Genomic DNA, 21,939 nt, shown 5'->3' with positions numbered 1-21,939 from the left:
TGACTTCAGTTTTTAGAAAACCTTTATAAGAGTAGCGCAAAACGTACGCTTTGGCAAAGTCGTCAGGAGAAGTTCGTCGAAAAGGGTTTGACACCGACTGGTTAGCTTTGTACATTGAGATTAGAAGATTTTGAAACCGGTTAAAATATTGGGGGTTCGGGAGAAAATGAAGATAGCACATCACCGGTGGCCGTTAGCACTGGTGTACACGCTTGCATTCGGCGTCATCGCGGCGTTAAGTTTTGGGGTCTTGGCGTTAGCGAACCGGACGTTGATTTGGAATATGGACGGGATTACCCAGCATTATCCGGTCATGCTTGAGCTGCACCGTCTGTTGGCTCAACAGGGGTTGTTAGGGGTTACCGGGTGGTCGTGGACCTTTGGCTTAGGGGCGGATAAGTTAACCACATTAGCCTATTATGTTCTGGGGGATCCCTTCGCCTACGTGCTGGCCCTGCTGCCGGTACGCTTTCTAGAGACCGGTTACGGTGTTTTTATCGTGTTGCGGCTATACGCCACGGGTTTGGCGTTTCTGCCCCTGGCTAAGCGCTACCACTTTACGCCGTTAGCTCAGTTACTGGGCACGGTGGCCTACGCGTTTACCGGGTATTCGTTAATGGTCGGCGTTCACCACCCGTTCTTTTTGCTGCCAATGATTTGGTTCCCGCTCCTGTTAGTGGGGATCGATCGGCTCTATCACGGGTGCAACTGGACCTTCTTAGGCTTAGTGACCGGGTTAACCATCCTAAGTAACTTTTACTTTGCGTACATTTTAGGTTTGGGAAGCCTGATTTATGCCGTGATTCGTTATTGGTCGTTGAAGACCAGCGGCGAGCTAGCGATTAGCCTAGGAAGTGCCGTCCGGCGGTGTTTGGCCGCCGCGGTGAGTGGTGCCCTCTTGGCGGGCGTTTTAATGCTGCCATCGCTGTTGATGATGCTACATTCGACTCGGGCGGCGGCAACCTTTGCCAATGGCCTGTGGCTCTATCCGTTCAGTTACTACCTTAAGCTTGGCAACGCTGTGTTGACCACGGGAAATGTCCTGAGCTACTGGGCCATCCTGGGCATGAGCAGTCTGGGATTTCTGGGTTGTGTTGACGTATTGGTCCATTGGAAACGGCACCGCTGGCTGGCTCTGACCCTGGTCCTCGTGCTCTTGGGGCTTGGCATTCCCGCCGTAGCGGCGTTCTTTAACGTCTTCTCGACGCCGTCCAACCGTTGGCTCCTGTTGGCCGCCGTGCCGGTGACCCTGGCGTTGATGACCCTGGTGGATCACCTGCCAACCTTGACGGCCAAGGACCGCCGCTGGTTAGGCGGGGCGACCGCCGGACTATTGGTGGTGGTTTATTTCAGCAACGGGTTAGTCTTTGATAACCCGGGACGTAATTTGATTACTTATGGGTTATTATTGGCAACCGCCGCGGTTTTGGTGGGCAGCGGGCAACAACCCGTGAACATAACCCGGGTTTTAATCGGGACATTATTGGGCCTCAATCTCGTGGCGAACGCTTGGGGGTATTACGATCCCAACGCGGGGACCCAGGCCACGCAACAGCTCCGTCGCCACGACGCCACCCAGTACTTAAAAGATTACTACGACGGTGCCCAGACCGTGCCACAAGCCGATCGGGTGTTTAACCGGGTCAGCAGCCTACCGAACTATAACCTCTTTAGAACGGTGGGGAATAATTTCACCATGGCTCATCAGTTACACGGGATCATGTCATATTTTTCGGTGGAAAACGGGTATGTTGGGCAATTTAGCCAGGACTTACAAAATTCACAATACGCCATGAACTCACCCATTACCCAGGCCGACAACCGAACGGCGATGGCGAATTTGTTAGGGGTGAAGTACCTCTTTGCCCGGCAGGATCAATTAGCCAACCAAGTGGCAACGTCGTATGGTTACCACGCGGCCAAAAAGGTATTTAACGAACGGGCCGTCTACGGGTTATCCAACGGGACCGGCACCCAGGTGATGACGACGGACTTAGCGTTTCCCCTGGTATACAGCCAACCCCGGGCGCTGACCCAGGCCCAGTGGCGACGATTATCGGCACCGGACAGAGAGCGGAGCCTGACCCAGGCTGCCGTGGTGTCCCGGCGACAGGCGGGGGTACCGGCAGCCACCTACCACTCCGAACAGCGGACCCTGGATTATACGGTGACGCCCAACACGGTTCCGGTGATCGATAGCGTTAATAAGGTGGTGCAGTACCGGTTACAACAGGCCACGGCCGGACAGAAGGGTAACTTGAATCAGAAGCAAACGGCGAATTTTGGTGCGACCTTACAGGAACCGGAACTCAAGACCGACAGTAACGGCTTATTAAGCGACCGTGATCTGCAAGCCAACGCCCCCCTGGTCCAACTGAACAAGCGGCGGGCCGCCTTAGAGCGGGTTCTCCTCCAAAATCAACACATCATTGACCAGACGCAACAGGCCAATAGTCACGGGTTGCGGCAGATGACGAGCGATGCGCAGGGACATCCGCTGAGCTATACGTTGACGCTAACTAACCCGCAAGCCGCGCAGGGGACCGAACTTTACTTAGAGCTCGACGGCATTCAGGCCGAAAAGCTCACGACGCGCGAACAATTGCAGGCACAGGACAATACCAGCGTCTTGGGGCTAACCCCACGCTCAGATCTGACCAAGTTAAATGCCTGGCGCGATGCCGTCAGCAATCCCGATCTCGGGGATTATTGGGTAACGGCCAAGACGCGTAATCAGAGTAAGGCCTTCTCCCAATTCGGCATTGATAACCTGTCGGATTATGAACCCAAGCACCGGGTGCTACTTAACCTGGGTTATAGTCGGCAGCGGCGGCAGACCGTTGACATCACGTTTAACACCACCCACCGCTTGTCCTTTAAGTCGGTAAAACTAATCGCGATGCCGTTTAACTCGCAGTACGACCGTCAAGTCCATGCGGCCCAGCGGCGAGGACTGCGGAACGGGCGCGTGAGCGATAATCGGGTAACCGGGACCTTGACCCTAACGCGGCCCGGGGTACTGACCACGTCGATTCCGTATTCAACCGGTTGGCGGTTGACCGTCGATGGGCAACCAACGGCAACACAGGTGGTTAACGACGGGTTTGTGGGGGCGCAGTTACCCGCCGGGACTCATCGGATTCGCTTAACCTACCGCACGCCGGGGCTTGGCGGCGGGCTGGGCGCGACGTTGCTGGGGGCAATCATCCTCCTGGGCGCGACCTGGTGGTGGGATTGGCGCCGACCAGCAGACTAACTAGGGGGCTGGTGCTGCCAGCGTGATGCAAAATAAGCGAGAACGGATCAGCGTTGCCGGATGGTAACGCTGCTTTTGTCTGTTCATTTATGACTAGACGACTATAATTAGGGCTAACTTGGGCAAAGGAGTTGGTTTGATGAAAGTATTAGTGACGGGGTTTGACCCGTTTGGTAAGGAGACCGTTAATCCCGCCTGGGAAGCCGTGCGGCGGTTACCCGCGACGATTGGGACGGCTACCATCGTCAAGTTAGAGGTGCCCACGGTATTTACACAGAGTGCGGCGGTCGTTCACGCCGCCATCGTGGCCGAACACCCCGACGTGGTCCTCGACATCGGACAAGCCGGCGGGCGCGCGGCGTTGACGCCCGAGCGGGTAGCCATTAATTTGGATGATGCCCGGATAGCCGATAATGCCGGACGACGCCCCCAAGACCAACCCATTCAACCCACGGGCGCGGCGGCGTACTTTACTCAACTACCGGTCAAAGCGATGGTGACCGCCATTCAACGGGCGGGATTGCCCGCACAGGTCTCGACCACGGCGGGAACCTTCGTTTGTAACCATTTGATGTATCAAGTACAGTATCAACGAGCCACCGAGTTTCCGACATTACGTGCGGGCTTCATGCACATCCCCTTTCTACCGGCCCAAGTCAGCCAGCGGCCGAATACTCCCAGCATGGCGTTAAGTGACGCCGTACGGGGAATCACGGCCGGAATTAGGGCCATTGTGACCGCAAATGAAATCTAAGTGCCAGCGCGGGCCCCAAAGCGTTTAGTTGATGAAAAGTGACCATGATTCCCGAACCTGGAATCATGGTCACTTTTGAGTTAAGCACAGATTGTGGAAATTATCCGCCTTACCGGTTGGTCCTGAAGAGGCGGAAACGGGTTGTGGGTGGGCACGACTTGAAGCCCTGAAAGTACCAGGTCTTCAAGCTCGACCTTTGGGTAATCCGGGAAAGAACCCCGAATAACCCAAACGACACCACTGAGCCCCTTCAGGACCGCCCTCACGGCTAAATTGAGCGGAAATTAAACAGAATCTTCCATTGATTGAAGTTGAAAATATTAACTGTGAGACTGCTAGCAATAGGGCATAAGGTGTAAACCTGAGTGGATCTTCGAGTTCATAGTCTCATCCAATTGGGTGGCTTATATCATGGTTAAAAGACACTTGACGGTCTTAAGTCGTGCAAACCACCACTACGACTTTATCCGTTTGGAGTGAGGTCCTGTTTGTTTCGACCCAAAACTACTTGTGAAATTTTGAAAATGATTATTTTTATTTTTAAAAATAATCACAAAAAATTGCATTTTTTAAAAAGCATGTTATGATAAGGGTGACTTTACGACACGAACATAAACTTCACTGGGTGGCGCAGGCTACCCCTTATTAACCGCGTATTGACGCGCTGAAAGGGTGTTTCATTTTGCTTAAACAAACCAAATATCAAAAAGTTGTCTTAGTCGGTGATGGTTCGGTCGGGTCATCGTACGCTTTGCTCATGATGCAACAACCAGTCATGGATGAGCTCGTCATTGTCGATATTGCCAAGGATCACAGCGCGGGCGATGCCATTGATTTGGAAGACACCCAACTCTGGGGGCAGCCTAAGTGGGTCCACGCTGGGACCTACGCCGATGCCAAGGACGCCGATCTGGTCGTCATCACGGCCGGCGTTCCCCGGAAGCCCGGTGAATCGCGGTTAGACTTGGTCAGCAAGAACTTGAAGATCTTGAAGTCCATCGTTTCACCAGTGGTGGAAAGCGGATTTGATGGCATTTTTCTGGTGGCGGCTAATCCCGTCGATATCTTAACGGCCGCTACGCAAAAGCTATCCGGCTTCCCAACGAACCGGGTCTTGGGGACCGGGACGTCACTGGATACGGTGCGCTTACGGGTAGCTTTAGGGAAGCAACTCGGGGTGGCCCCCCAGACGTTGAACGTGAACGTGATCGGGGAACACGGCGATACCCAATTCGCAGCGTATTCTCACGCCATGGTTGGCCACGAAAAGCTCCTCGACGTGGCACGGTCTAAGGGTCTCTCACTGGCCGACTTACAAGCGACCGAAGCGGGAGCACGCAAGAAGGGTGGTCAAATCATCGGCCTGAAGGGCGCCACGTTCTACGGTGTGGCGACGTGCTTAGCGCGAATTACGCGGGCAATCTTAGGAAATGAAGACACGGTACTGCCCGTGGGGGCTTACCTGGATGGCGAATATGGGGTGAAGGACCTGTACTTGGGAACGCCCGCGTTGATTAACGCGCAAGGGGTTGCCCGGGTCTTGCCACTCGACTTAACGGCGGAAGAACGGGGCAAGATGTTAGACTCCGCGGCCGCTATGAAGCAGGTTTTAGACGACGCCATGGCCGTTAATTAATGAATTGAAGTCAATGATTGAGTCTGGGATAAACCATCCCAGACTTTTTTTGTCGGTCGTTTAAGGGATTGAACCGGGCACCTAAGGGAGTGGGCGGTGCAGCGCTAGGCTTTCAAATAATTCTTTTTATTTTGAAAAGATGCGCCAGATTTTTTAAAAATGTTTGTGAAATTGTGAATCCATACACGAGTAGGGTTGTGAAGAGCTATGCAACACCTTATTACGTTTTTTTATACCCCCTTGAGAGTTTGACTATAGCGATAATCCCCAGTTATTCTAGGCTTGTTCGTAAAGTCACAGGGGATTTTTCCAATTTACCGCGAAGAGTCCCCTCCAGTTTTGAAAATAAAAGTTACTAATATCACAAAAAAATTTGGAGGAACTTACCATGGCAGATTATCGCATTGAAGCAGATACCTTAGGTGACGTTAAGATCCCTAGCACCGCTCTTTGGGGCCCGCAAACTGAACGGAGTCGTAACAACTTCCCCACCGGTCAGTTTATGCCCATTGCAATGATTCGCGCATTACTTCAAATTAAGAAGGCCGCTGCGGCATCTAACCAGGATCTGGGCGAGATTTCCCCAGAAAAGGGTGCTCTGATCCAACAAGCCATCGACGACCTGTTGGCCCTGAGCGATGACGACCTACGCCAGGACTTCCCACTACGCGTTTATCAAACGGGTTCTGGGACCCAAACCAACATGAACACTAACGAAGTCGTTGCTAATAAGGCAATGCAACTGAATCCGGACATTGAAGTCCTCCCGAACGACGATGTCAACCACGGGCAAAGTTCCAATGATATCTTCCCAACGGCCATGAACATCACGGCCAGTGTGGCCGTCCAGGAACTGGAAAAGGCCGCACAACACTTAATTGATGAATTAACCGCTAAGCAAAAGGAATACTGGCGCGTGGTTAAGATTGGCCGGACCCACTTACAAGACGCCACGCCGTTAACCTTTGGCCAAGAAGTCAGCGGTTGGGCCAGTGCCATCCAACACGACCTGGACTACCTGAAGTCCTTAGACCCAACTCTTCTGGAATTAGCCATGGGAGGGACGGCCGTCGGAACGGGGTTAAACGCCGCTCCTGGGTTTGCCGAAGAGATCGCGCAGAAGATGACTAAGGTTTACGGGCCAAAGTTCACGGCTAAGTCCAACAAGTTCTACGGCTTAGCCCATCACTCCGGGTTAGACGTGGTTCACGGGGCCATGAAGACTTTAGCCGCCGATCTGATGAAGATCGCTAACGATGTGCGGTTCTTGGCTTCCGGTCCCCGGGCCGCTTATGATGAATTGAACATTCCGGCTAACGAGCCCGGGTCTTCCATCATGCCCGGTAAGGTTAACCCGACTCAAGCCGAAGCCATTACCATGGCCGCCGCACGGGTGATGGGAAACGATGTGACCGTTACGGTAGCTTCTTCCCAAGGGAACTTTGAAATGAACGTGTACAAACCCGTCTTAATCGACGCCTTCCTGGAATCCGCCGAGCTGTTACGCGGTACCATGATGGGCTTTGCCGACAAGCTGATCCACGGGATGACGGTTAACGCTAAGCGGATGGAAGAACTCGTTGACAACTCCTTGATGACCGTCACGGCGTTATCGCCCCACATCGGGTATCACGACAGTGCCAAGATTGCCCAAGCCGCGGACCAAGCCGGATCGACCTTAAAGGAAGCCGCCGTTAAGTCCGGTAAGGTTTCCGCCGAAGACTTCGACAAGTGGGTTGATCCGTTGAAGATGACCAACATCGATCGTTAACCAGCGGGGTGACCACATGGCGATTTTAGCTTTGACGCTACTGGTCGCCGCTGCTGCTAGTTTAGGGGCAGCGGTGGCCAACCTATACGACTAATTGATTAGAGAGAATTGAGAGGATTTTGAGGATGACCAAGCCACACTTTATTGCCTTAGTCGGCACGAACGCTGATTTTTCTTACAACCGTATCTTGTTGCAATTCATGCGCCGAACCTTTACGGATCAGGCAGACATCGAAGTTCGCGAAATCGCGGATATTCCCTTGTTTAACGAAAACCATATGAAGACACCGCCGACTTGTGTGACCGCTCTGAGTGCCGCTATCGATGCGGCGGACGGGGTAATCATTGCCTCCCCCGAGTACGATCACGCGATTCCGGCCGCGTTAAAGAGTGTTTTGGAATGGTTATCGAGTGCCACCCACCCCTTTAAAAACAAGCCAGTGATGGTGGTCGGGACTTCTTATGGGGTCCAAGGAACGGTGCGGGCCCAGACTAACTTGCGCCAAGTCCTCGACGCCCCAGGGGTCCAAGCCTGCGTGCTCCCAGGTAACGAATTCATGTTGCCGACGGTCAAGGATAAGTTTGACCAACAGGGCCAGCTGGTTGACGAACGAAGCGTGGCGTTCTTAGGCCAATGCCTAGCCAACTTTGTCCAGTTTGCCGCCATTAAACCCGTCTCCGTTAGCGCCTAACCACATTACGAAAGGAACCTTGCTCATGGCAGAAAAATTTCAATTTATTCCAACTGATTTAGCTGAATTACAAGATCGCTATGACTTAGTGGTCATCGGTTCCGGGGGTACCGGACTGGTTGCCGCCTTGCAGGCCCACGAATTAGGGCTGAAGCCGGTTATTTTCGAAAAAATGCCGAAGCTGGGGGGCAACACCACCCGAGCCTCATCCGGGATGAACGCCGCTGAAACCAACGTGCAGTTACACAATCACGTGGTGGACAGCTTCGACGCGTTTTACGCCGACACCTTTAAGGGCGGGGGCCAACTCAACAATCCCGACATGTTACGCTACTTCACCAGTCACAGTGCGTTAGCCATCGACTGGTTAGCCGATCACGGGATTGTCTTAGACGACCTGACCATCACTGGGGGAATGCAGAAGAAGCGGACCCACCGGCCTAGCTCCATGGCCCCCATTGGCGGATTCTTGGTCACCGAATTGTTAAAGCAGATTCAAGCCGCAAAGGTGCCTGTCTTTACTAACGTCACGGTGACCAAGCTTAACTTAACCAACGACCGGGTCACAGGGGTTACGGTCAAAGACGAACAAGCTGATGGCGTGCCAGTCGCCGCGGACGCCGTGGTTTTGGCCACCGGTGGTTTCGGCGCCAACCAACAGCTGATCGGCGAGTACCGTGAAGACCTGGTGGGCTACAACACCACTAATCAACCCGGTGCCACTGGTGACGGGATTGCGTTGGCTAAGGCCGCCGGGGCGGCATTGGTCGACATGGACCAGATCCAAGTTCACCCCACGGTACAACAAGACACCGACCACGCTTTCCTGATTGGTGAAGCGGTTCGGGGGGAAGGTGCCATCTTAGTGGGGGCCGACGGGAAACGGTTCGTTAACGAACTGGATACTCGTAAGAACGTCACCAACGCGATCAACCAACTTCCGGAAAAGAGTGCTTACTTGATTTTTGATACCGGGATTCGGTCCCGGGTCAAGGCCGTAGAATTTTACGACCACATTGGTTTGGTCCAGCACGGCGACAGCATCGCTGACTTGGCGCAAACGTTGAACATGGATGCCGACACGTTGGCTAGTACCGTGACGACCTGGAACCAAGCGGTAGCGGGACATAACGACACGGACTTCGGTCGGAACATGGGAATGGATCGCGACATTACCGCGGGGCCATTCTTCGTCATTCACATTGCGCCCGCCATCCACTACACCATGGGGGGCATCAAGGTTAACGCCCAAACTCAGGTACTGAAGGAAGATGGGGCGCCGTTAAGCGGTCTGTTCGCTGCCGGTGAAGTTGCCGGTGGGCTACACGGGAACAACCGGATCGGTGGTAATTCCATTGCTGAAACGGTGGTCTTTGGCCGTCAAGCCGGGGAACAGGTTTACACATATTTGAAAGACTAGTGACTAAAATCACGCGACTCGCCATGGTCGTTTCAAAATAAGTGAAACGCCTGGCAGTGAAGAGTCGTTTCGACACATAGAATAGTGGGGCACTATCATGACATTGGAAAAAGTAAAGTATAAGCAGTTTATCTTACCGCTGCTGATCGGGTTAATTATCTGGTTTGCATCGCCAGTGAAACCCGCCAGCGTCTCTATGGCGGCTTGGCACATGTTTGCCATCTTCGTGGCTACCATCATTGGGTGTATCACTCAGCCGTTACCAATTGCCGGGGTCGCCTTAGTCGGCTTCGTGGCGACCGTTGTGCTGAACATCGTCCCGATGGAAACGGCCGTGACCGGTTTTGGGAACAAGACCGTTTGGCTGATCGTCATGGCCTACTGCCTGTCGCGCGGGTTCGTGAAGACGGGGTTAGGTCGCCGGATCGCGTTAGTCTTTGTGCGGTTGTTCGGGAAACGGACGCTGGGATTGGCTTACTCGTTGGTCGGGGTGGATTTAATTCTTTCACCGGCAACGCCTAGTAACACCGCCCGGGCTGGGGGGATCGTTTACCCCATCCTAGAATCCTTAGCCAAGACCTTTGGATCCGACCCGAAAGACGGGACGGAACGGAAAATGGGGTCGTTTTTGACCTTCGTCGAATTCCACGGCAACATCATCACGTCGGGGATGTTCATGACGGCCATGGCGCCCAACCTGTTAGCCGTTTCTTTGGCTAAGGCCGCTCACGTCAACATTACCTGGATGAGTTGGTTCTTAGCCGGCTTGGTTCCGGGGGTTATCAGTCTGTTAGTGGTGCCATTCTTGATTTACAAGATGTATCCACCTGAGATCAAGGATTCACCGAACGCCAAGAGCTGGGCCGAAGGTGAACTGGCCGACATGGGTCCCATGAGTGTGGCCGAAAAGATCATGACGGGAGTCTTCGTGGGAGCCTTACTACTCTGGATCGTTTCAAGCTTCATCGGGCTAGATGCCGCGACGGTGGCGTTCTTAGCCGTTGCCGTACTGGTTGTTTGTGGGGTCTTGTCTGTGAGTGATATTCTTCACGAAACGGGTGCCTGGAGTACCTTAATCTGGTTCTCCATCCTGATCTTCATGGCCAACGAATTGACTGAATTAGGGTTTATTCCGTGGTTATCGAAGGCCTTGGGTGGTAGCTTGAACGGGATGAACTGGGGCATTGTCTTAGCCATTCTGTTGGTCTTCTACTTCTATTCCCACTACCTATTTGCCAGTGGGACGGCTCACGTGAGTGCCATGTATGCGGCCCTGTTAGGGGTGGCCATCGCTGCGGGGGTTCCCCCAATGTTAGCGGCGACGCTGTTAGCGATGTGTGGGGCACTTTACAGTTCCACGTCGCACTACGCGAGTGGTCCGGCCACGTTACTGTTCGGGACCGGCTACGTGAAGCAAGCCGATTGGTGGCGCATGAACGCCATCTTAGGGGTCTTCTACATCGTCGTTTGGTTCGGCATTGGCGCTTTATGGACCAAGGTTCTGGGCTTCTGGTAAACTTAATTGACTCTAAACGAAGGGCTGGGTAGGCGGTGTGCTTACCCAGCCCTTTTTGTTGAATGTTTAGCGACTGAGGGGAAATGGGTGAATCCAGCGTTTCCTAACTGGTCCTCCAGCTCGCACTGATGACAATCAGTGATTGGGTTTTAAGATAAATCTTAACCGAAAAGTGGTTGGACCGTAGTGGACACAATTTTGAGTCTCCGAGTTAAAAAGTAGACTGAGTTAACTGTTCTTGAGCTGTTAGCGAAACGGCGCCGACTGGCGTCACTGTAGTGAAATTGATGTTAGTCGGTGTTTTGGGCCGGCTTACATCAAGGTCGAGTTCTCGAGACTCGCGGGGTGGGCGAGGCTTGAGAATCGTGCCCACTACAGTGACGCTTGCTCGGCAGAGTGAAGCGAGGGTGATGGTCAGCCACTATCTGTTGCGAATTTCACAAAAATAATTTAAAAAATGTAAAAATACGAGATATATTTGAATTATTTAAAAAATGAGCTATAATTAAAGCCGTAAACAAAAGAGTTTTGGGTAGATAAATTCGTGATTATTTACACGATTAGCTGACACTCGTGAAAGGGATGGACTTAATGGAAATTAAGCAAACAGCATTAGCGGGTACCTTGGAATCTTCCGATATCCAAATTATGTTGAGTAAAGGAACGGACGGCATCAAGATTACCTTGGACTCCGCCGTTGAAAAACAATTTGGTGATCAGATTCGGGACTTGATTACCAAGACCTTACAAGCCTTGGACATCACCGCCGCTAACGTCAAAGCCGTGGACAAAGGAGCCCTGGACTGTGTGATTAAAGCGCGGACGATTGCCGCCGCACAACGGGCTTTAGGAACCACCGATCAACCTGCATGGGAGGTATTCTAACGATGGCAGAAAATTCAGAACGTTTACGCCGGACCATGATGTTCGTGCCGGGGAATAACCCCGCAATGGTTAAGGATGCCGGGATCTACGGTGCCGACTCCATTATGTTTGACCTCGAAGACGCCGTTTCCTTGGCTGAAAAGGACGCCGCTCGAGTGTTAGTCTACGAAGCCTTACAAACCCAAGACTACGAAGGGGCCGAATTGGTCGTGCGGGTCAACGGAATCGACACGCCGTTCTACCACAACGACGTACGGGCCATGGTTAAGGCTGGCATCGACGTGATTCGCCTGCCGAAGGTTGAATCCGCTCAAATGATCAAGGACCTGGTCAAGGATGTGGCCGCCGCTGAAAAGGAATTCGGCCGCGAAGCCGGTTCAACGCACGTGATGGCCGCCATCGAAAGCGCTAAGGGTGTTTTGAACGCCCCAGCAATCGCTGCTGCTTCCGACCGGATGATTGGGGTCGCCTTATCCGCCGAAGACTACACCACCGACATGAAGACCCACCGGTACCCAGACGGGGCCGAACTCGAATTTGCCCGCAACATGGTGCTCCACGCCGCTCGGGCTGCCGGGATTGCCGCCTTCGATACGGTCTTCACCAACATGGACGATACGGAAGGCTTCTACCGCGAAACCCGGCACATTCACCAACTTGGGTTCGACGGGAAGTCCCTGGTCAACCCCCGGCAGATCAAGATGGTCAACAGCGTCTACGAGCCAACGGCTAAGGAAATTGCCAACGCTCGTAACGTGATCAACGCCATCGCTGAAGCTAAATTAAAGGGCTCTGGGGTTATCTCCATGAACGGTCAAATGGTTGACCGCCCAGTGGTTCTGCGGGCCCAACGCGTGATGCGTTTAGCCAAAGCGTCGCACTTAGTTGATGAGGAGGGTAATGATATTGAAGAATAATGTAAACCGGACCCTGTCCGACGACTTGATGGCCAAACTCGACTACAAGCCATACACCTCAACTGAAATTGGCAATCCCGAAATCCAACGGGTTGCGCCTAAGGTTCACGTTTCTACGGGGAACGACAAGGTGGTTGATTCCATCGAAGACGTGGTCAAGGCCACGGTCAAAGACGGCATGACCATCTCGTTTCACCACCACTTCCGGAACGGGGACTACGTCTTTAACAAAGTGATGCGGGTCATCATCGACGCCGGCATCAAGAACCTGACCTTAGCACCATCGTCACTGACCGGTGTAATGAACGACATGGTGATCGAAGCCATCAAGGCGGGGACCATTACCAACATCACCAGCTCCGGGATGCGTGGGTCCTTAGGGGACTTCGTGTCTCACGGTGGCTTAAAGAACCCCGTCATCTTCCGGTCTCACGGAAACCGGGCGCGGGCCATCGAACACGGCGACATCAAGATCGACGTGGCCTTCTTAGGAGTTCCTAACGCTGATAAGTTGGGGAACGCCAACGGGATGGCCGGTAAAGCCGTCTTCGGTTCACTGGGTTACGCCTTAATGGACGCCCAATACGCCGACAACGTGGTGCTGTTGACCGATAACCTGGTCGACTACCCGAACACGCCAGCTTCCATCAAGCAGACCCAAGTGGACTACGTGGTTCAAGTTGACGAAGTCGGTGATCCTGATAAAATTGGATCAGGGGCAACTCGGTTCACCAAGGACCCGAAGGAATTGAAGATTGCCGGCATGGTAAACGACGTGATTACGCATTCACCATACTTCAAGGACGGCTTCTCATTCCAGACCGGTTCCGGTGGTGCTGCTTTGGCCGTGACGCGTTACCTGCGTGAAGCCATGATTGCCAACAAGATTACCGCTTCCTTCGCTTTGGGTGGGATTACCAAGCCAACCACCGACCTCTTAAAGGAAGGCTTAGTGCGTCGCGTAATGGACGTGCAAGACTTCGACAAGGGCGCCGCTGATTCGATGCAATCGAACCCGAACCAACAAGAAATCGACGCTTCCTGGTATGCCGATCCTGACAACAAGGGCGCCATGGTCGACCAACTCGACGTGGCCATCCTGAGTGCCTTGGAAATCGACACCAAGTTCAACGTTAACGTCATGACCGGTTCGGACGGCGTGATTCGGGGAGCCGTGGGTGGTCACCAAGACGCCGCTACCAGCAAGTTGACCATCATCTCCGCACCGTTAGTTCGGGGCCGGATTGCCACCATCGTACCCGACGTGACGACCGTCGTGACCCCTGGTGACTCGATCGACGTGGTCGTGACCGAGGTGGGGATTGCCATCAACCCTAAGCGTAAGGACTTAATCGCCAGCCTGAGCAACATTCCGGGTGTCCCCGTCTTCACGATTGAAGACTTACAAAAACTCGCCGAAAAGAAAGTGGGCACGCCGAAGCCCCTTGAATTCACCGACCGGACCGTTGCCATGGTGGAATACCGTGACGGCAGTATCATCGACGAAATCAAGGAAGTTAAGGACTAACCGCTTTGTTTGGCAGATGGGGGCAGCATAGTGAATACACGGGACTTAGCCTATTTCTCAGCGCTGGTGGAGTTGAAGAACTACACCGCCGTTGCCGCGCGTTTCTCGGTCAGCCAACCCACCATTACGGTGGCGGTCAAGCGACTGGAGACGGAATTTAACGCCACGTTGGTCCAACGCGACCGCGCACATAACACGTTGACCATCACCCGACCGGGGTTGATGCTCTATCAGCGCGCGCAGATGGTGTTAAAGGACCTGGACCTCGCCCACAGCGAAGTCCAACGCGCGGACCAATCCACGATTCGTTTCGGCATGCCGCCCATCATTGGGACCTTGTGGTTTCCGTTGGTAGCCGGGGAGTTGTTTTCCCGCGGCCTGTTGAAGTACGTGGAGACCTTGGAAATGGGGTCCGGGTACCTGCTCCAGGAATTGCTCGCCGGTAAAATCGACGTGGCCTTGCTGGGGTCGGTCCGCCCGCTCAACGAACGGGGATTAGACGCCACGTTGCTGGGGGCCCACGAGTTTCGGGCGATCGTCAGTCCGGAACACCGATTGGCGACCCGCAAGCAGATTGCGTTTGCCGAGCTAGCGAACGAGAACTTTATCTCGTTGACGGGAAAGTTCGTCCATCCCCAAGCGTTACGCGACTACAGTCAGTTTGCGGGGTTTGACCCGCGCATCGTGTATAACACCCCGAACATCTCGCTGATTAAGGCGCTGGTGGCCTCCGGGTTCGGTGTCAGCCTGATTGTGGGCGATACCGTGAATGCCAGCGATAAGGTCGTGGCCTTGCGCCTGAGCGACCCGGTCGCCGATCGCTTCAACATGTCGTTGGTCGTGCGCAAGAACTTCCTACCTAACGAGATTCAGCGGGAGTTCATCAGCGTGTTGTTCGGCTTGCGCCACCATCATGAAGCTTAATTAAAAAGTGTTTCAAGACCGTTTACTGGCGTTGGCTGGTAAGCGGTCTTTTTGACGAGAAAACGTTGGAGTGACGCGCGGGCTGCCACTTGTTTTTTCGGGGAAGTGGCCTATAATCAGGATAATTTCAAAGGGCGTGATAGGATGCGGTTGCGACAATATATCTGGAATTTAGCGAAAAGCGTGGTCATCATGGCACTATTGTTGACCTGGAATCTCCGGCACACGGCGCAGGGCTGGCAGCTGCCGGTGGGGCCGTTCACCATCTGGGTGGTGGTGAGTTGGTTGGCAGGTTACCCGTGGTTGCGGCAGTGGTACGCGAACCTGTACAGCAAGGACGACGAACGAATGGAATCGTATAAGAACCGGGCCTTGGCTTTACATGAGCGGGACCTTTCGCAACACCACACGGCGCGCAAGTGGACGCCCAGTGGCTTGCAGGCTAATCCGTGGCTGTATATGTCCGGTAACACGCAGACCACCGACGATATCTTAAATCCCCTCTACGTGTTCTGCGAGCACCTGTGGGTCACGTTCATCTTGCTGCTGTTGGGGCCGATCTTACTAGCGGGACATTGGGCGAAGCGGGCCTGGTTACGGTGGCGGTACTAGGTTAGTTATTGCGTTTTACGGTCACCTCTGGCACACTAAGGACAAAACTTATCCCAGGAGGTGGCGGTATGGCTCCAGAAGAGTTGTTTGCCCGGTATCTGCAAAAGTATCAGATTGAGTTGCAACACCCCGACCACGGTCAGATGGTGCTGACCTCGGCAGTGTGGCCGCACCAACCGGCCCTGCGGCAAGCCGTCCAGACTGCCTTATTGGGCCTTAACGGGGTGCAAGTGGCCGAAGTGGTTGGTACCGACCAACTGGTCTTACGGTACGATTCCGCGCAGTTGCGGCGGTTGAACCCGTTAAAGCTCTTGGCCTTGGAACGCCAAATTGGGCGGCGGTACCATGAAGCCGGCTATTAGAATTCAATTTAAAAATGACCCCACCAACCGGTTTAAAACCGTTGGTGAGGCCATTTTTTGATTAAAAAATTTGTTCCATTAATCCGAAGTAGATCGTTAAAATCAGCAGGTCGGCCGACCCACCCAGACTGAGATTTTTAGCCTTAAACGTTTGATTCATCCGGGTAAGACGCGCTTGACCGGCCGTTGTTTGGCACCCGCCCGCATCCAGAATCGCCTGGGCCGTTTCCTGGGCCCAAGGAACGATGGCATCGGTCCCCGCACGCTTGATCAGGTTGCTGTCGGCGGTATGGGCCACGATGGTCATCAGCGTGTTTAACAGGCGCTGCGTTCGGGTCCCGTGACTTCGACGCAGGTAGGGCAGGCTCACGGTGGCAACCACCGGGAAGCCCGCTTCGGCCTGGCCACGGATGCCAGTGGTCCCGTACTTCAGGTACTGGCGCTCCCCGGCGGTGAGTTGGTCGGTCGGCTTCTGGTCCAATCCGGCAAAGTCGTTAGCGGTCAGACCATCAAGCATGGCGCGGACCACCGCCAGAGTTTGGTCGGTCGCGTAGGGTGCCGCTTGGGTCTGATACCCTGCGGCCGCCACGATGACGCCCAGGGAAAAGACCGCGCCTTTGTGGGTGTTGACGCCGTGGGTCGCGTGAAACATGGCGGTCTCGGCGGCGACTCCGGCCGGCCGCAACTGGTGAAAGAGGTCCGGTAACGCCGCGCCGGTGAAGGCCTGGCCCAACGCAAAGCAGGTCGCCCAGTAGTCTTCGAGGGCCGTGGCACTGTCGATGAAGGTGAAGACGTCCATGTCGGGGTGCGGGCCCACGTCGGCGGGGTCCACCAGCCCCGGTTTGGGGGTCACGGACACCTCGTAGAGTAGAGCCCGGGTTGCGTTTAAAATGGCGGGGTCACGGTTGGGCATTAGTCGGTCTCCTGTTCGTCAAAGTAGGCAGTGATGGTGTGATCGATGGCCGCCTGTAACTCGGCGACGCTGTGGGCCCGCGACCGGGCGCAGACCTTGGCCGGTTGGTCACAGATAAAGCAGCGCCGCACCGGTAAGCCGCTGTCTTGGCGACTCAGGGGGCCGGGCTGTTGGCTGGTCAACACGTCGATGTCGAAGAGCCGACCTAGCGGGTGGTGATCCTCGAAGTTAACGGCGACGGCCTTCAACGTGGTCGCCGCGGCGGGACTGCGCAGAAAGGCTTCTGGGCCGGTCGGGTGATCCCATTGCTCGACCAATTGGTAGGCTAGCTGGTGGTCATGTAAGACCTGGTCAAAGGCGGCCAGTCCGGCGTTAAACGTGGCCGTTAACCGAGCGTTGTTTTTGATGGGGCCGGGGATGTTGAGTTTTAATGCCAAAACGGCCTGGTCCGGATAGGTAGTGACCAGGTGGTGTTGCAGGGCCGCACGATGATCCTTGTTGGCGAGAATGGCGGGGATGTCTTGCGGGTCCCCGGTGGCAAAGGTGGCGTTAGGCATCACCAAAACTTCCTTTCTTAGTTCCCAGCGATGCGTTGGCCGGCCTTGATCCGGGCCTGCAGCATCGGCAGGTGAGCTTGAATGAACTGTAACGTGGTGGCCGGTAAGCTAGCCGCTACGGTATCGATGGCATCGTCCGCGATGGCTTGCCGGACCGCCGTAGCCGTAATGGGCTGGTCGTCAACGGTTTTGCGGTCAACGATCTTCACGGCGACTGCCGGTGGCAAGATTTCCTGTAAGACGTGGTTGTAGATGCCCGTGGTTTTGGAGAACGGTTCGCTGCCTAGGTAGCGGGTGGTCAGGTTTAGCGGCTGGGCAATCTGCGTCTTGAACAGTTGAGCGTCCAGTTGCGTTTGGAACCGAATCGCGGCTTCCGGCGTGGGCAAAAAGTAGGCCGGAAAAGTCGCATAACTGACCATGTAGTCGCTGCCGTTGACCACGCGCACGTTGGGTAAATCGGCGGTGCCGGCCGTGACCAGTTGCTGGCGTTCGGCCGTAGTAAAGAGCGACGCGTCGGTATTGACCACGAAGACGTAGACCAGGTCGTTTTCCTGAGCGGCGGTTTCAATCAGGTAGCGGTGGCCCAGGGTGAACGGGTTGGCGTTCATCACGATACCGGCGACGGTTGCCTGGTCTTGGTGCTCGATCTTGGGGAGGGCGGCCACGTAGTCCTGCACACCGGTATCGCCGGTTTCCAGGATGGCGCCGCTGTCGGTCTGAGCCAAAGCGTGGAAGCCGACGTATTCGAAGCTGGCCACGTATTTCGGCTTGGTGAAGACGAAAACGTGGAAGATTTGGCGTTGGGCGAGGTCGTTTAGTAGCGCAGAAATGATGGCGTTGAAGTAGGCCCCGGCCTCGCTGTTCTTGTGGCAGGCCCCCACGTACTTGATGACGTTGCCGGCCGTGGAACCGGTGGCGACCAGCTTGTCTCCTTCGTAGATGCCGACGGTGTGGTCCAGGTGGGCCGTTTCGCTGGCGGCGAAGTTGGTGATGCCCAGGTCGGTGAGCAGGCCTTGCCACTGCTTACGGGTGGCGGCGTCGCTTAAATACAGGTCAATGATCTCGGGTTGCATCGGGCAAGCCCCTTTCTAAAAGAAATAGTTAGTTATTAAAAATTAGTCGCCTGCTGCAAGACGATGAGGTTAGTCTTTTTGCGCAAACGCTTCGACCGCGGCGGTGACCGTAGATACGACACCGTCATCGAAGACGCTAGGGATAATCTTATCGGCGGTTGGTTGAGCGATCATACCCGCTAAGGCGTGCGCCACGCTGGCTTCCAGGTCGGCGTTCACGGCGGTCAAGCCGGACGCTAACAGGCCGGAGAACAAACCGGGGAAGACCAGAATATTGTTGACCTGGTTAGGATACTGACTCGACCCGGTGGCCATGACCCCGACGTGGTGGTCGTGGGCCTCCTGCGGGTCGATTTCGGGAACCGGGTTAGCCAGCGCAAAGATGATCGGGTTGGCGGCCATGTGGTCGACGTCGGCGCCGGTCAAGACGTGGGCGTCGGACAAGCCGATAAAGGCGTCTTGGTTGGTCATCACGTCCGCCAACGGCGTCTTAGCCGCACGAGTTTCCCCGACCTGTTGGGCCAAGCCGCGTTGGTAGGCGTTGTAGTCAGTATCATCGGGCGTCACTAGGCCGAGCTTATCGACCAAGGTCAGGTGATGAATCCCCGCGGCGTAAAGGAGCTTGGCCGTGGCGATGCCGGAAGCGCCGACACCGTTGACCACAACTTTGAGGTCGGCTAAGGCCTTACCCGCTACCTTAGCGGCGTTGATCAGGCCGGCCAGAACCACGATGGCGGTACCTTCCTGGTCGTCGTGGTAGACGGGAATGTCGAGGGCCTGTTTCAATTTATCTTCGATTTCAAAACAGCGTGGTGCCGCGATGTCTTCCAAGTGGATCCCGGCAAAACTCTTCGCCGTGTTTTTAATGGTCGCGACGAATTCGTCGACGGGCACCTGGTCGACAGCGATGGGTAGGGCGTTGACGCCCGCTAAGTCCTTATAGAGTAACGACTTACCTTCAACCACGGGAAGGCCCCCGGCTGGACCGATGTTACCGAGACCTAAGACTGCGGAGCCGTCGGTGACCACGGCCACCAACTTACCACTAAGGGTCAATTTGCGTTTCATGTCAGGTTGGGCGGCGATTAATTTCGAGATACCGGCGACGCCAGGCGTGTAGGCTTTACCGAGATCGGTCGCGTTCTTAACGGGAAGTTCGGAACTGATATCCAAGACCCCCGTTGCGCGTTCGTGTAATTTGATGATTTCCTTTAAATCAGCCATATCTGACGTCCTTCTTTCCGAATTTTAACTCCTATCTAGCATACGCCGATTTTTTAAAAAATTCAAAAAATACTGATTATTTTTGCATTTGTCAAAACACATTCTGTGGTAAAATCAACTTATAAGCTAAAATTCGCGTAGGAGGAAACGCCACATGGACGATATTTCGCACCAGAAGTTGTTGGCCTTGATTGCCCAGGACTACTATCTGTCCCGGCTCTCGATTGCCGATTTATCCACTAAGTACCATTTAAGTCGTTATTTAATCACTAAACACCTGGATGAGGCCTTGAAGAGCGGGGTGGTCACCATTTCCGTCAACGACCCGATCGCCCGGAACGTGGCCCTCGAAGCCGAATTCAAACGGCGCTTTGGCATTCCCAACGTGGCCATCCTGTTTAACGCCGAAAACCCGGCGGAAGACGCCAACAACATTGTGCAATATGCGGCGATGCAGGTCCAGACGCTGATCGAGCACGCCCACGTGGTTGGGGTGGCGTGGGGCAGCACGGTCTTTAGCATCATCGACCAACTGAACAGCAAGGTCAGAAACGACCTGACGTTTACCCAGTTCGTCGGCGACAACATGAAGTACAGCTCGGTGGCCGGTTCCCGCCAAATGGTGGAAAAGGCCGCGGCACGGTGTGGCAGTCATTACGTGACGCTGGCCAGCCCACTGTACGTGATTAACGATCAGATTCGTGCGGCTTTGCCCCAAGAACCGGCGCTCAAGCCGGCCTTTACCCAAGCGGCTCAGATGGATGCCCTGTTCTGTGGGTTTGGGACGCTGGCGTCCATCGAATCGATTCCCATCTGGCAGGAACACTACGGCACCATCTTTCCCAACGTTCCCGCCGACCGCATCGCCGGTATCCTGTATGGGCGGCCGTATGATCTTAACGGGCGCTTCTTAAACCAGGGGGACGATAAGACGGTCGGGCTGCCGGTCAGCCAGGTCTTGCGGACGCCACGCCGGTTGGGGGTGATCCGTAACAAGTTTAAGACGGACGCGGCCCTGGGTGCCTTACGCGGTAAATTAGTCACGGACATCGTCTTAAACGAGGCGATTGCCCAACGGATCTTGGCGGCCGACGTTTAGAGCGTTTGCAGGAAATCCCCTAGCGCTTGATTAAAGGCTGCGGGTTGTTCGGCCATCACGATGTGGCCGCTATTGGGGATGACCACACTGTGGCCGTTGGCGGCGAGGTTGGCCGTGACCGCCGCAAATTGCGGATTAAAATAGGGAGATTTTTCGCCAGCAATAATTAAAAAGGGTACGTGGAGAAGCGCGACGATATCGCGCCAATCCTGAAACGCGTGATCTAATAGGAACGGCAGGTTGAGTTCGGCATCGTAAGGGTGACCGGCCTCAGCCTTTTTGACGTCCGCGTAAGTCGCGTCGGCGATGTGGGTGAAGGTCGCCGAGCCCAGCGGGAACTTCAACAGGGTGGGGAAGGTGTCCCAGGTCAGGTCGGTAAAGCCGAAGGCCCAGGTGTCGTCGTTGATCATCTTGGGACTCTGATCGACGTCCACGAGACCGGCTAAATCGGCGTCACCAAACAGGGACACGTAGGCCCACAGCGTGGCGGCGCCCATCGAGTTACCTATCAATAGCGGGTGATCGAGTCCTAACTGGGTGATGAAGTCGTGCAGGTCTAAGGCGTGGCGGGTCATTCGCCGGCCCTTAACGGTGTGTTGCGAGGCACCCTGGTTGCGGGCGTCAAGGGCCAAGACCCGGTAGCCGTGGGCGTTCAGCCAGGTGATTTGGTCGGCCCAGATTTCCTTGGCGCCGCCGATCCCGGTGAGTAAGACCACGGGTTGCCCGGCGGTAGCGGTATCGCTGTAGTCGAGGCGGACGTGGTCGCTAGTCATAAATTTCATAGTTATCAAACTCCTTCT

At 54.8% G+C, this 21,939-nt stretch carries 19 protein-coding genes; 14 read left to right on the top strand and 5 right to left on the bottom strand.

All coding sequences use genetic code 11. The features are described 5' to 3' along the window. Nucleotides 1-166 precede the first annotated feature (166 nt). The 13 genes from RI501_RS00620 to RI501_RS00560 all read left to right on the top strand — a co-directional run bounded on the left by RI501_RS00620 (nt 167) and on the right by RI501_RS00560 (nt 16,273). On the top strand, nt 167-3,256 hold the full coding sequence (locus tag RI501_RS00620; RefSeq protein WP_313819872.1) for a YfhO family protein: 3,090 nt from the start codon (nt 167-169) through the stop codon (nt 3,254-3,256). A 139-nt stretch (nt 3,257-3,395) separates the two neighbouring features. Next, nucleotides 3,396-4,010, top strand: a complete 615-nt coding sequence (gene pcp / locus RI501_RS00615; protein WP_313819871.1) for a pyroglutamyl-peptidase I — start codon at nt 3,396-3,398, stop codon at nt 4,008-4,010. 682 nt (nt 4,011-4,692) lie between these two features. Further along, nucleotides 4,693-5,646: an L-lactate dehydrogenase gene (locus RI501_RS00610; RefSeq protein ID WP_313819870.1), complete on the top strand. Its 954-nt coding sequence runs from the start codon at nt 4,693-4,695 to the stop codon at nt 5,644-5,646. 388 nt (nt 5,647-6,034) lie between these two features. Then, entirely contained in the window at nt 6,035-7,417 is a 1,383-nt protein-coding gene (locus tag RI501_RS00605) for a class II fumarate hydratase (protein ID WP_313819869.1), read from the top strand. Nucleotides 7,418-7,542: 125 nt separating this feature from the next. Continuing rightward, nucleotides 7,543-8,109, top strand: coding sequence for an NADPH-dependent FMN reductase (locus RI501_RS00600; RefSeq protein WP_313819868.1), 567 nt, complete (start codon nt 7,543-7,545; stop codon nt 8,107-8,109). Nucleotides 8,110-8,134: 25 nt separating this feature from the next. Next, entirely contained in the window at nt 8,135-9,529 is a 1,395-nt protein-coding gene (locus tag RI501_RS00595) for a flavocytochrome c (RefSeq protein ID WP_313819867.1), read from the top strand. Nucleotides 9,530-9,626: 97 nt separating this feature from the next. Further along, entirely contained in the window at nt 9,627-11,045 is a 1,419-nt protein-coding gene (locus RI501_RS00590; RefSeq protein ID WP_313819866.1) for an anion permease, read from the top strand. A 591-nt stretch (nt 11,046-11,636) separates the two neighbouring features. Then, on the top strand, nt 11,637-11,930 hold the full coding sequence (gene citD / locus RI501_RS00585) for a citrate lyase acyl carrier protein (RefSeq protein WP_057802484.1): 294 nt from the start codon (nt 11,637-11,639) through the stop codon (nt 11,928-11,930). A gap of 2 nt (nt 11,931-11,932) precedes the next feature. Further along, entirely contained in the window at nt 11,933-12,847 is a 915-nt protein-coding gene (gene citE / locus RI501_RS00580) for a citrate (pro-3S)-lyase subunit beta (protein WP_313819865.1), read from the top strand. Further along, nucleotides 12,837-14,375, top strand: coding sequence for a citrate lyase subunit alpha (gene citF / locus RI501_RS00575; protein ID WP_057732105.1), 1,539 nt, complete (start codon nt 12,837-12,839; stop codon nt 14,373-14,375). The genes citE and citF overlap by 11 nt, the downstream gene beginning before the upstream one ends. Nucleotides 14,376-14,405: 30 nt before the next feature. After that, nucleotides 14,406-15,299 carry a LysR family transcriptional regulator gene (locus RI501_RS00570; protein ID WP_313819864.1) on the top strand — a complete coding sequence of 298 codons (894 nt, stop codon included), beginning with the start codon at nt 14,406-14,408 and terminating at the stop codon, nt 15,297-15,299. 144 nt (nt 15,300-15,443) lie between these two features. Then, nucleotides 15,444-15,911 (top strand): hypothetical protein, encoded by a 468-nt coding sequence (locus tag RI501_RS00565; RefSeq protein WP_313819863.1) that lies wholly within the window; start codon nt 15,444-15,446, stop codon nt 15,909-15,911. Nucleotides 15,912-15,979: 68 nt separating this feature from the next. Continuing rightward, on the top strand, nt 15,980-16,273 hold the full coding sequence (locus RI501_RS00560; protein ID WP_313819862.1) for a hypothetical protein: 294 nt from the start codon (nt 15,980-15,982) through the stop codon (nt 16,271-16,273). A 61-nt stretch (nt 16,274-16,334) separates the two neighbouring features. On the opposite strand, the gene citG is transcribed toward RI501_RS00560, so the two are convergent. The 4 genes from citG to RI501_RS00540 form a co-directional block, all read right to left on the bottom strand. Continuing rightward, nucleotides 16,335-17,186: a triphosphoribosyl-dephospho-CoA synthase CitG gene (gene citG / locus RI501_RS00555; protein ID WP_313819861.1), complete on the bottom strand. Its 852-nt coding sequence runs from the start codon at nt 17,184-17,186 to the stop codon at nt 16,335-16,337. Next, entirely contained in the window at nt 17,186-17,743 is a 558-nt protein-coding gene (gene citX, locus RI501_RS00550; protein ID WP_313819860.1) for a citrate lyase holo-[acyl-carrier protein] synthase, read from the bottom strand. Before citX ends, citG begins: the two co-directional genes overlap by 1 nt. 17 nt (nt 17,744-17,760) lie before the next feature. Further along, on the bottom strand, nt 17,761-18,816 hold the full coding sequence (gene citC, locus RI501_RS00545; RefSeq protein ID WP_313819859.1) for a [citrate (pro-3S)-lyase] ligase: 1,056 nt from the start codon (nt 18,814-18,816) through the stop codon (nt 17,761-17,763). Nucleotides 18,817-18,885: 69 nt separating this feature from the next. Beyond that, nucleotides 18,886-20,040, bottom strand: a complete 1,155-nt coding sequence (locus RI501_RS00540) for an NAD(P)-dependent malic enzyme (RefSeq protein WP_313819858.1) — start codon at nt 20,038-20,040, stop codon at nt 18,886-18,888. A gap of 154 nt (nt 20,041-20,194) precedes the next feature. Between RI501_RS00540 and RI501_RS00535 the strand changes: the two genes are divergently transcribed. Further along, entirely contained in the window at nt 20,195-21,139 is a 945-nt protein-coding gene (locus RI501_RS00535) for a sugar-binding transcriptional regulator (RefSeq protein WP_313819857.1), read from the top strand. Here the strand turns inward: RI501_RS00535 and RI501_RS00530 are convergent. Then, a complete protein-coding gene (locus RI501_RS00530) occupies nt 21,136-21,921 on the bottom strand; it encodes an alpha/beta fold hydrolase (RefSeq protein ID WP_313819856.1) in 786 nt (261 codons plus the stop codon). The genes RI501_RS00535 and RI501_RS00530 overlap by 4 nt on opposite strands. Between the last annotated feature and the right edge of the window lie 18 nt (nt 21,922-21,939).

It is taken from the genome of Levilactobacillus zymae (assembly GCF_032190635.1).
Classification (GTDB): Bacteria; Bacillota; Bacilli; order Lactobacillales; family Lactobacillaceae; genus Levilactobacillus; species Levilactobacillus zymae_A.
This window is presented reverse-complemented; position numbering and strand designations above follow the sequence as displayed.

What these genes read in the sequence shown, in the direction of transcription:
- RI501_RS00620 (WP_313819872.1), top strand. Translation starts at nt 167, where the DNA reads ATGAAGATAGCACATCACCGGTGGCCGTTAGCACTGGTGTACACGCTT.
- pcp (WP_313819871.1), top strand. Translation starts at nt 3,396, where the DNA reads ATGAAAGTATTAGTGACGGGGTTTGACCCGTTTGGTAAGGAGACCGTT.
- RI501_RS00605 (WP_313819869.1), top strand. Translation starts at nt 6,035, where the DNA reads ATGGCAGATTATCGCATTGAAGCAGATACCTTAGGTGACGTTAAGATC.
- RI501_RS00600 (WP_313819868.1), top strand. Translation starts at nt 7,543, where the DNA reads ATGACCAAGCCACACTTTATTGCCTTAGTCGGCACGAACGCTGATTTT.
- RI501_RS00595 (WP_313819867.1), top strand. Translation starts at nt 8,135, where the DNA reads ATGGCAGAAAAATTTCAATTTATTCCAACTGATTTAGCTGAATTACAA.
- RI501_RS00590 (WP_313819866.1), top strand. Translation starts at nt 9,627, where the DNA reads ATGACATTGGAAAAAGTAAAGTATAAGCAGTTTATCTTACCGCTGCTG.
- citD (WP_057802484.1), top strand. Translation starts at nt 11,637, where the DNA reads ATGGAAATTAAGCAAACAGCATTAGCGGGTACCTTGGAATCTTCCGAT.
- citE (WP_313819865.1), top strand. Translation starts at nt 11,933, where the DNA reads ATGGCAGAAAATTCAGAACGTTTACGCCGGACCATGATGTTCGTGCCG.
- RI501_RS00565 (WP_313819863.1), top strand. Translation starts at nt 15,444, where the DNA reads ATGCGGTTGCGACAATATATCTGGAATTTAGCGAAAAGCGTGGTCATC.
- RI501_RS00560 (WP_313819862.1), top strand. Translation starts at nt 15,980, where the DNA reads ATGGCTCCAGAAGAGTTGTTTGCCCGGTATCTGCAAAAGTATCAGATT.
- citG (WP_313819861.1), bottom strand. Translation starts at nt 17,186, where the DNA reads ATGCCCAACCGTGACCCCGCCATTTTAAACGCAACCCGGGCTCTACTC.
- citX (WP_313819860.1), bottom strand. Translation starts at nt 17,743, where the DNA reads ATGCCTAACGCCACCTTTGCCACCGGGGACCCGCAAGACATCCCCGCC.
- citC (WP_313819859.1), bottom strand. Translation starts at nt 18,816, where the DNA reads ATGCAACCCGAGATCATTGACCTGTATTTAAGCGACGCCGCCACCCGT.
- RI501_RS00540 (WP_313819858.1), bottom strand. Translation starts at nt 20,040, where the DNA reads ATGGCTGATTTAAAGGAAATCATCAAATTACACGAACGCGCAACGGGG.
- RI501_RS00535 (WP_313819857.1), top strand. Translation starts at nt 20,195, where the DNA reads ATGGACGATATTTCGCACCAGAAGTTGTTGGCCTTGATTGCCCAGGAC.
- RI501_RS00530 (WP_313819856.1), bottom strand. Translation starts at nt 21,921, where the DNA reads ATGAAATTTATGACTAGCGACCACGTCCGCCTCGACTACAGCGATACC.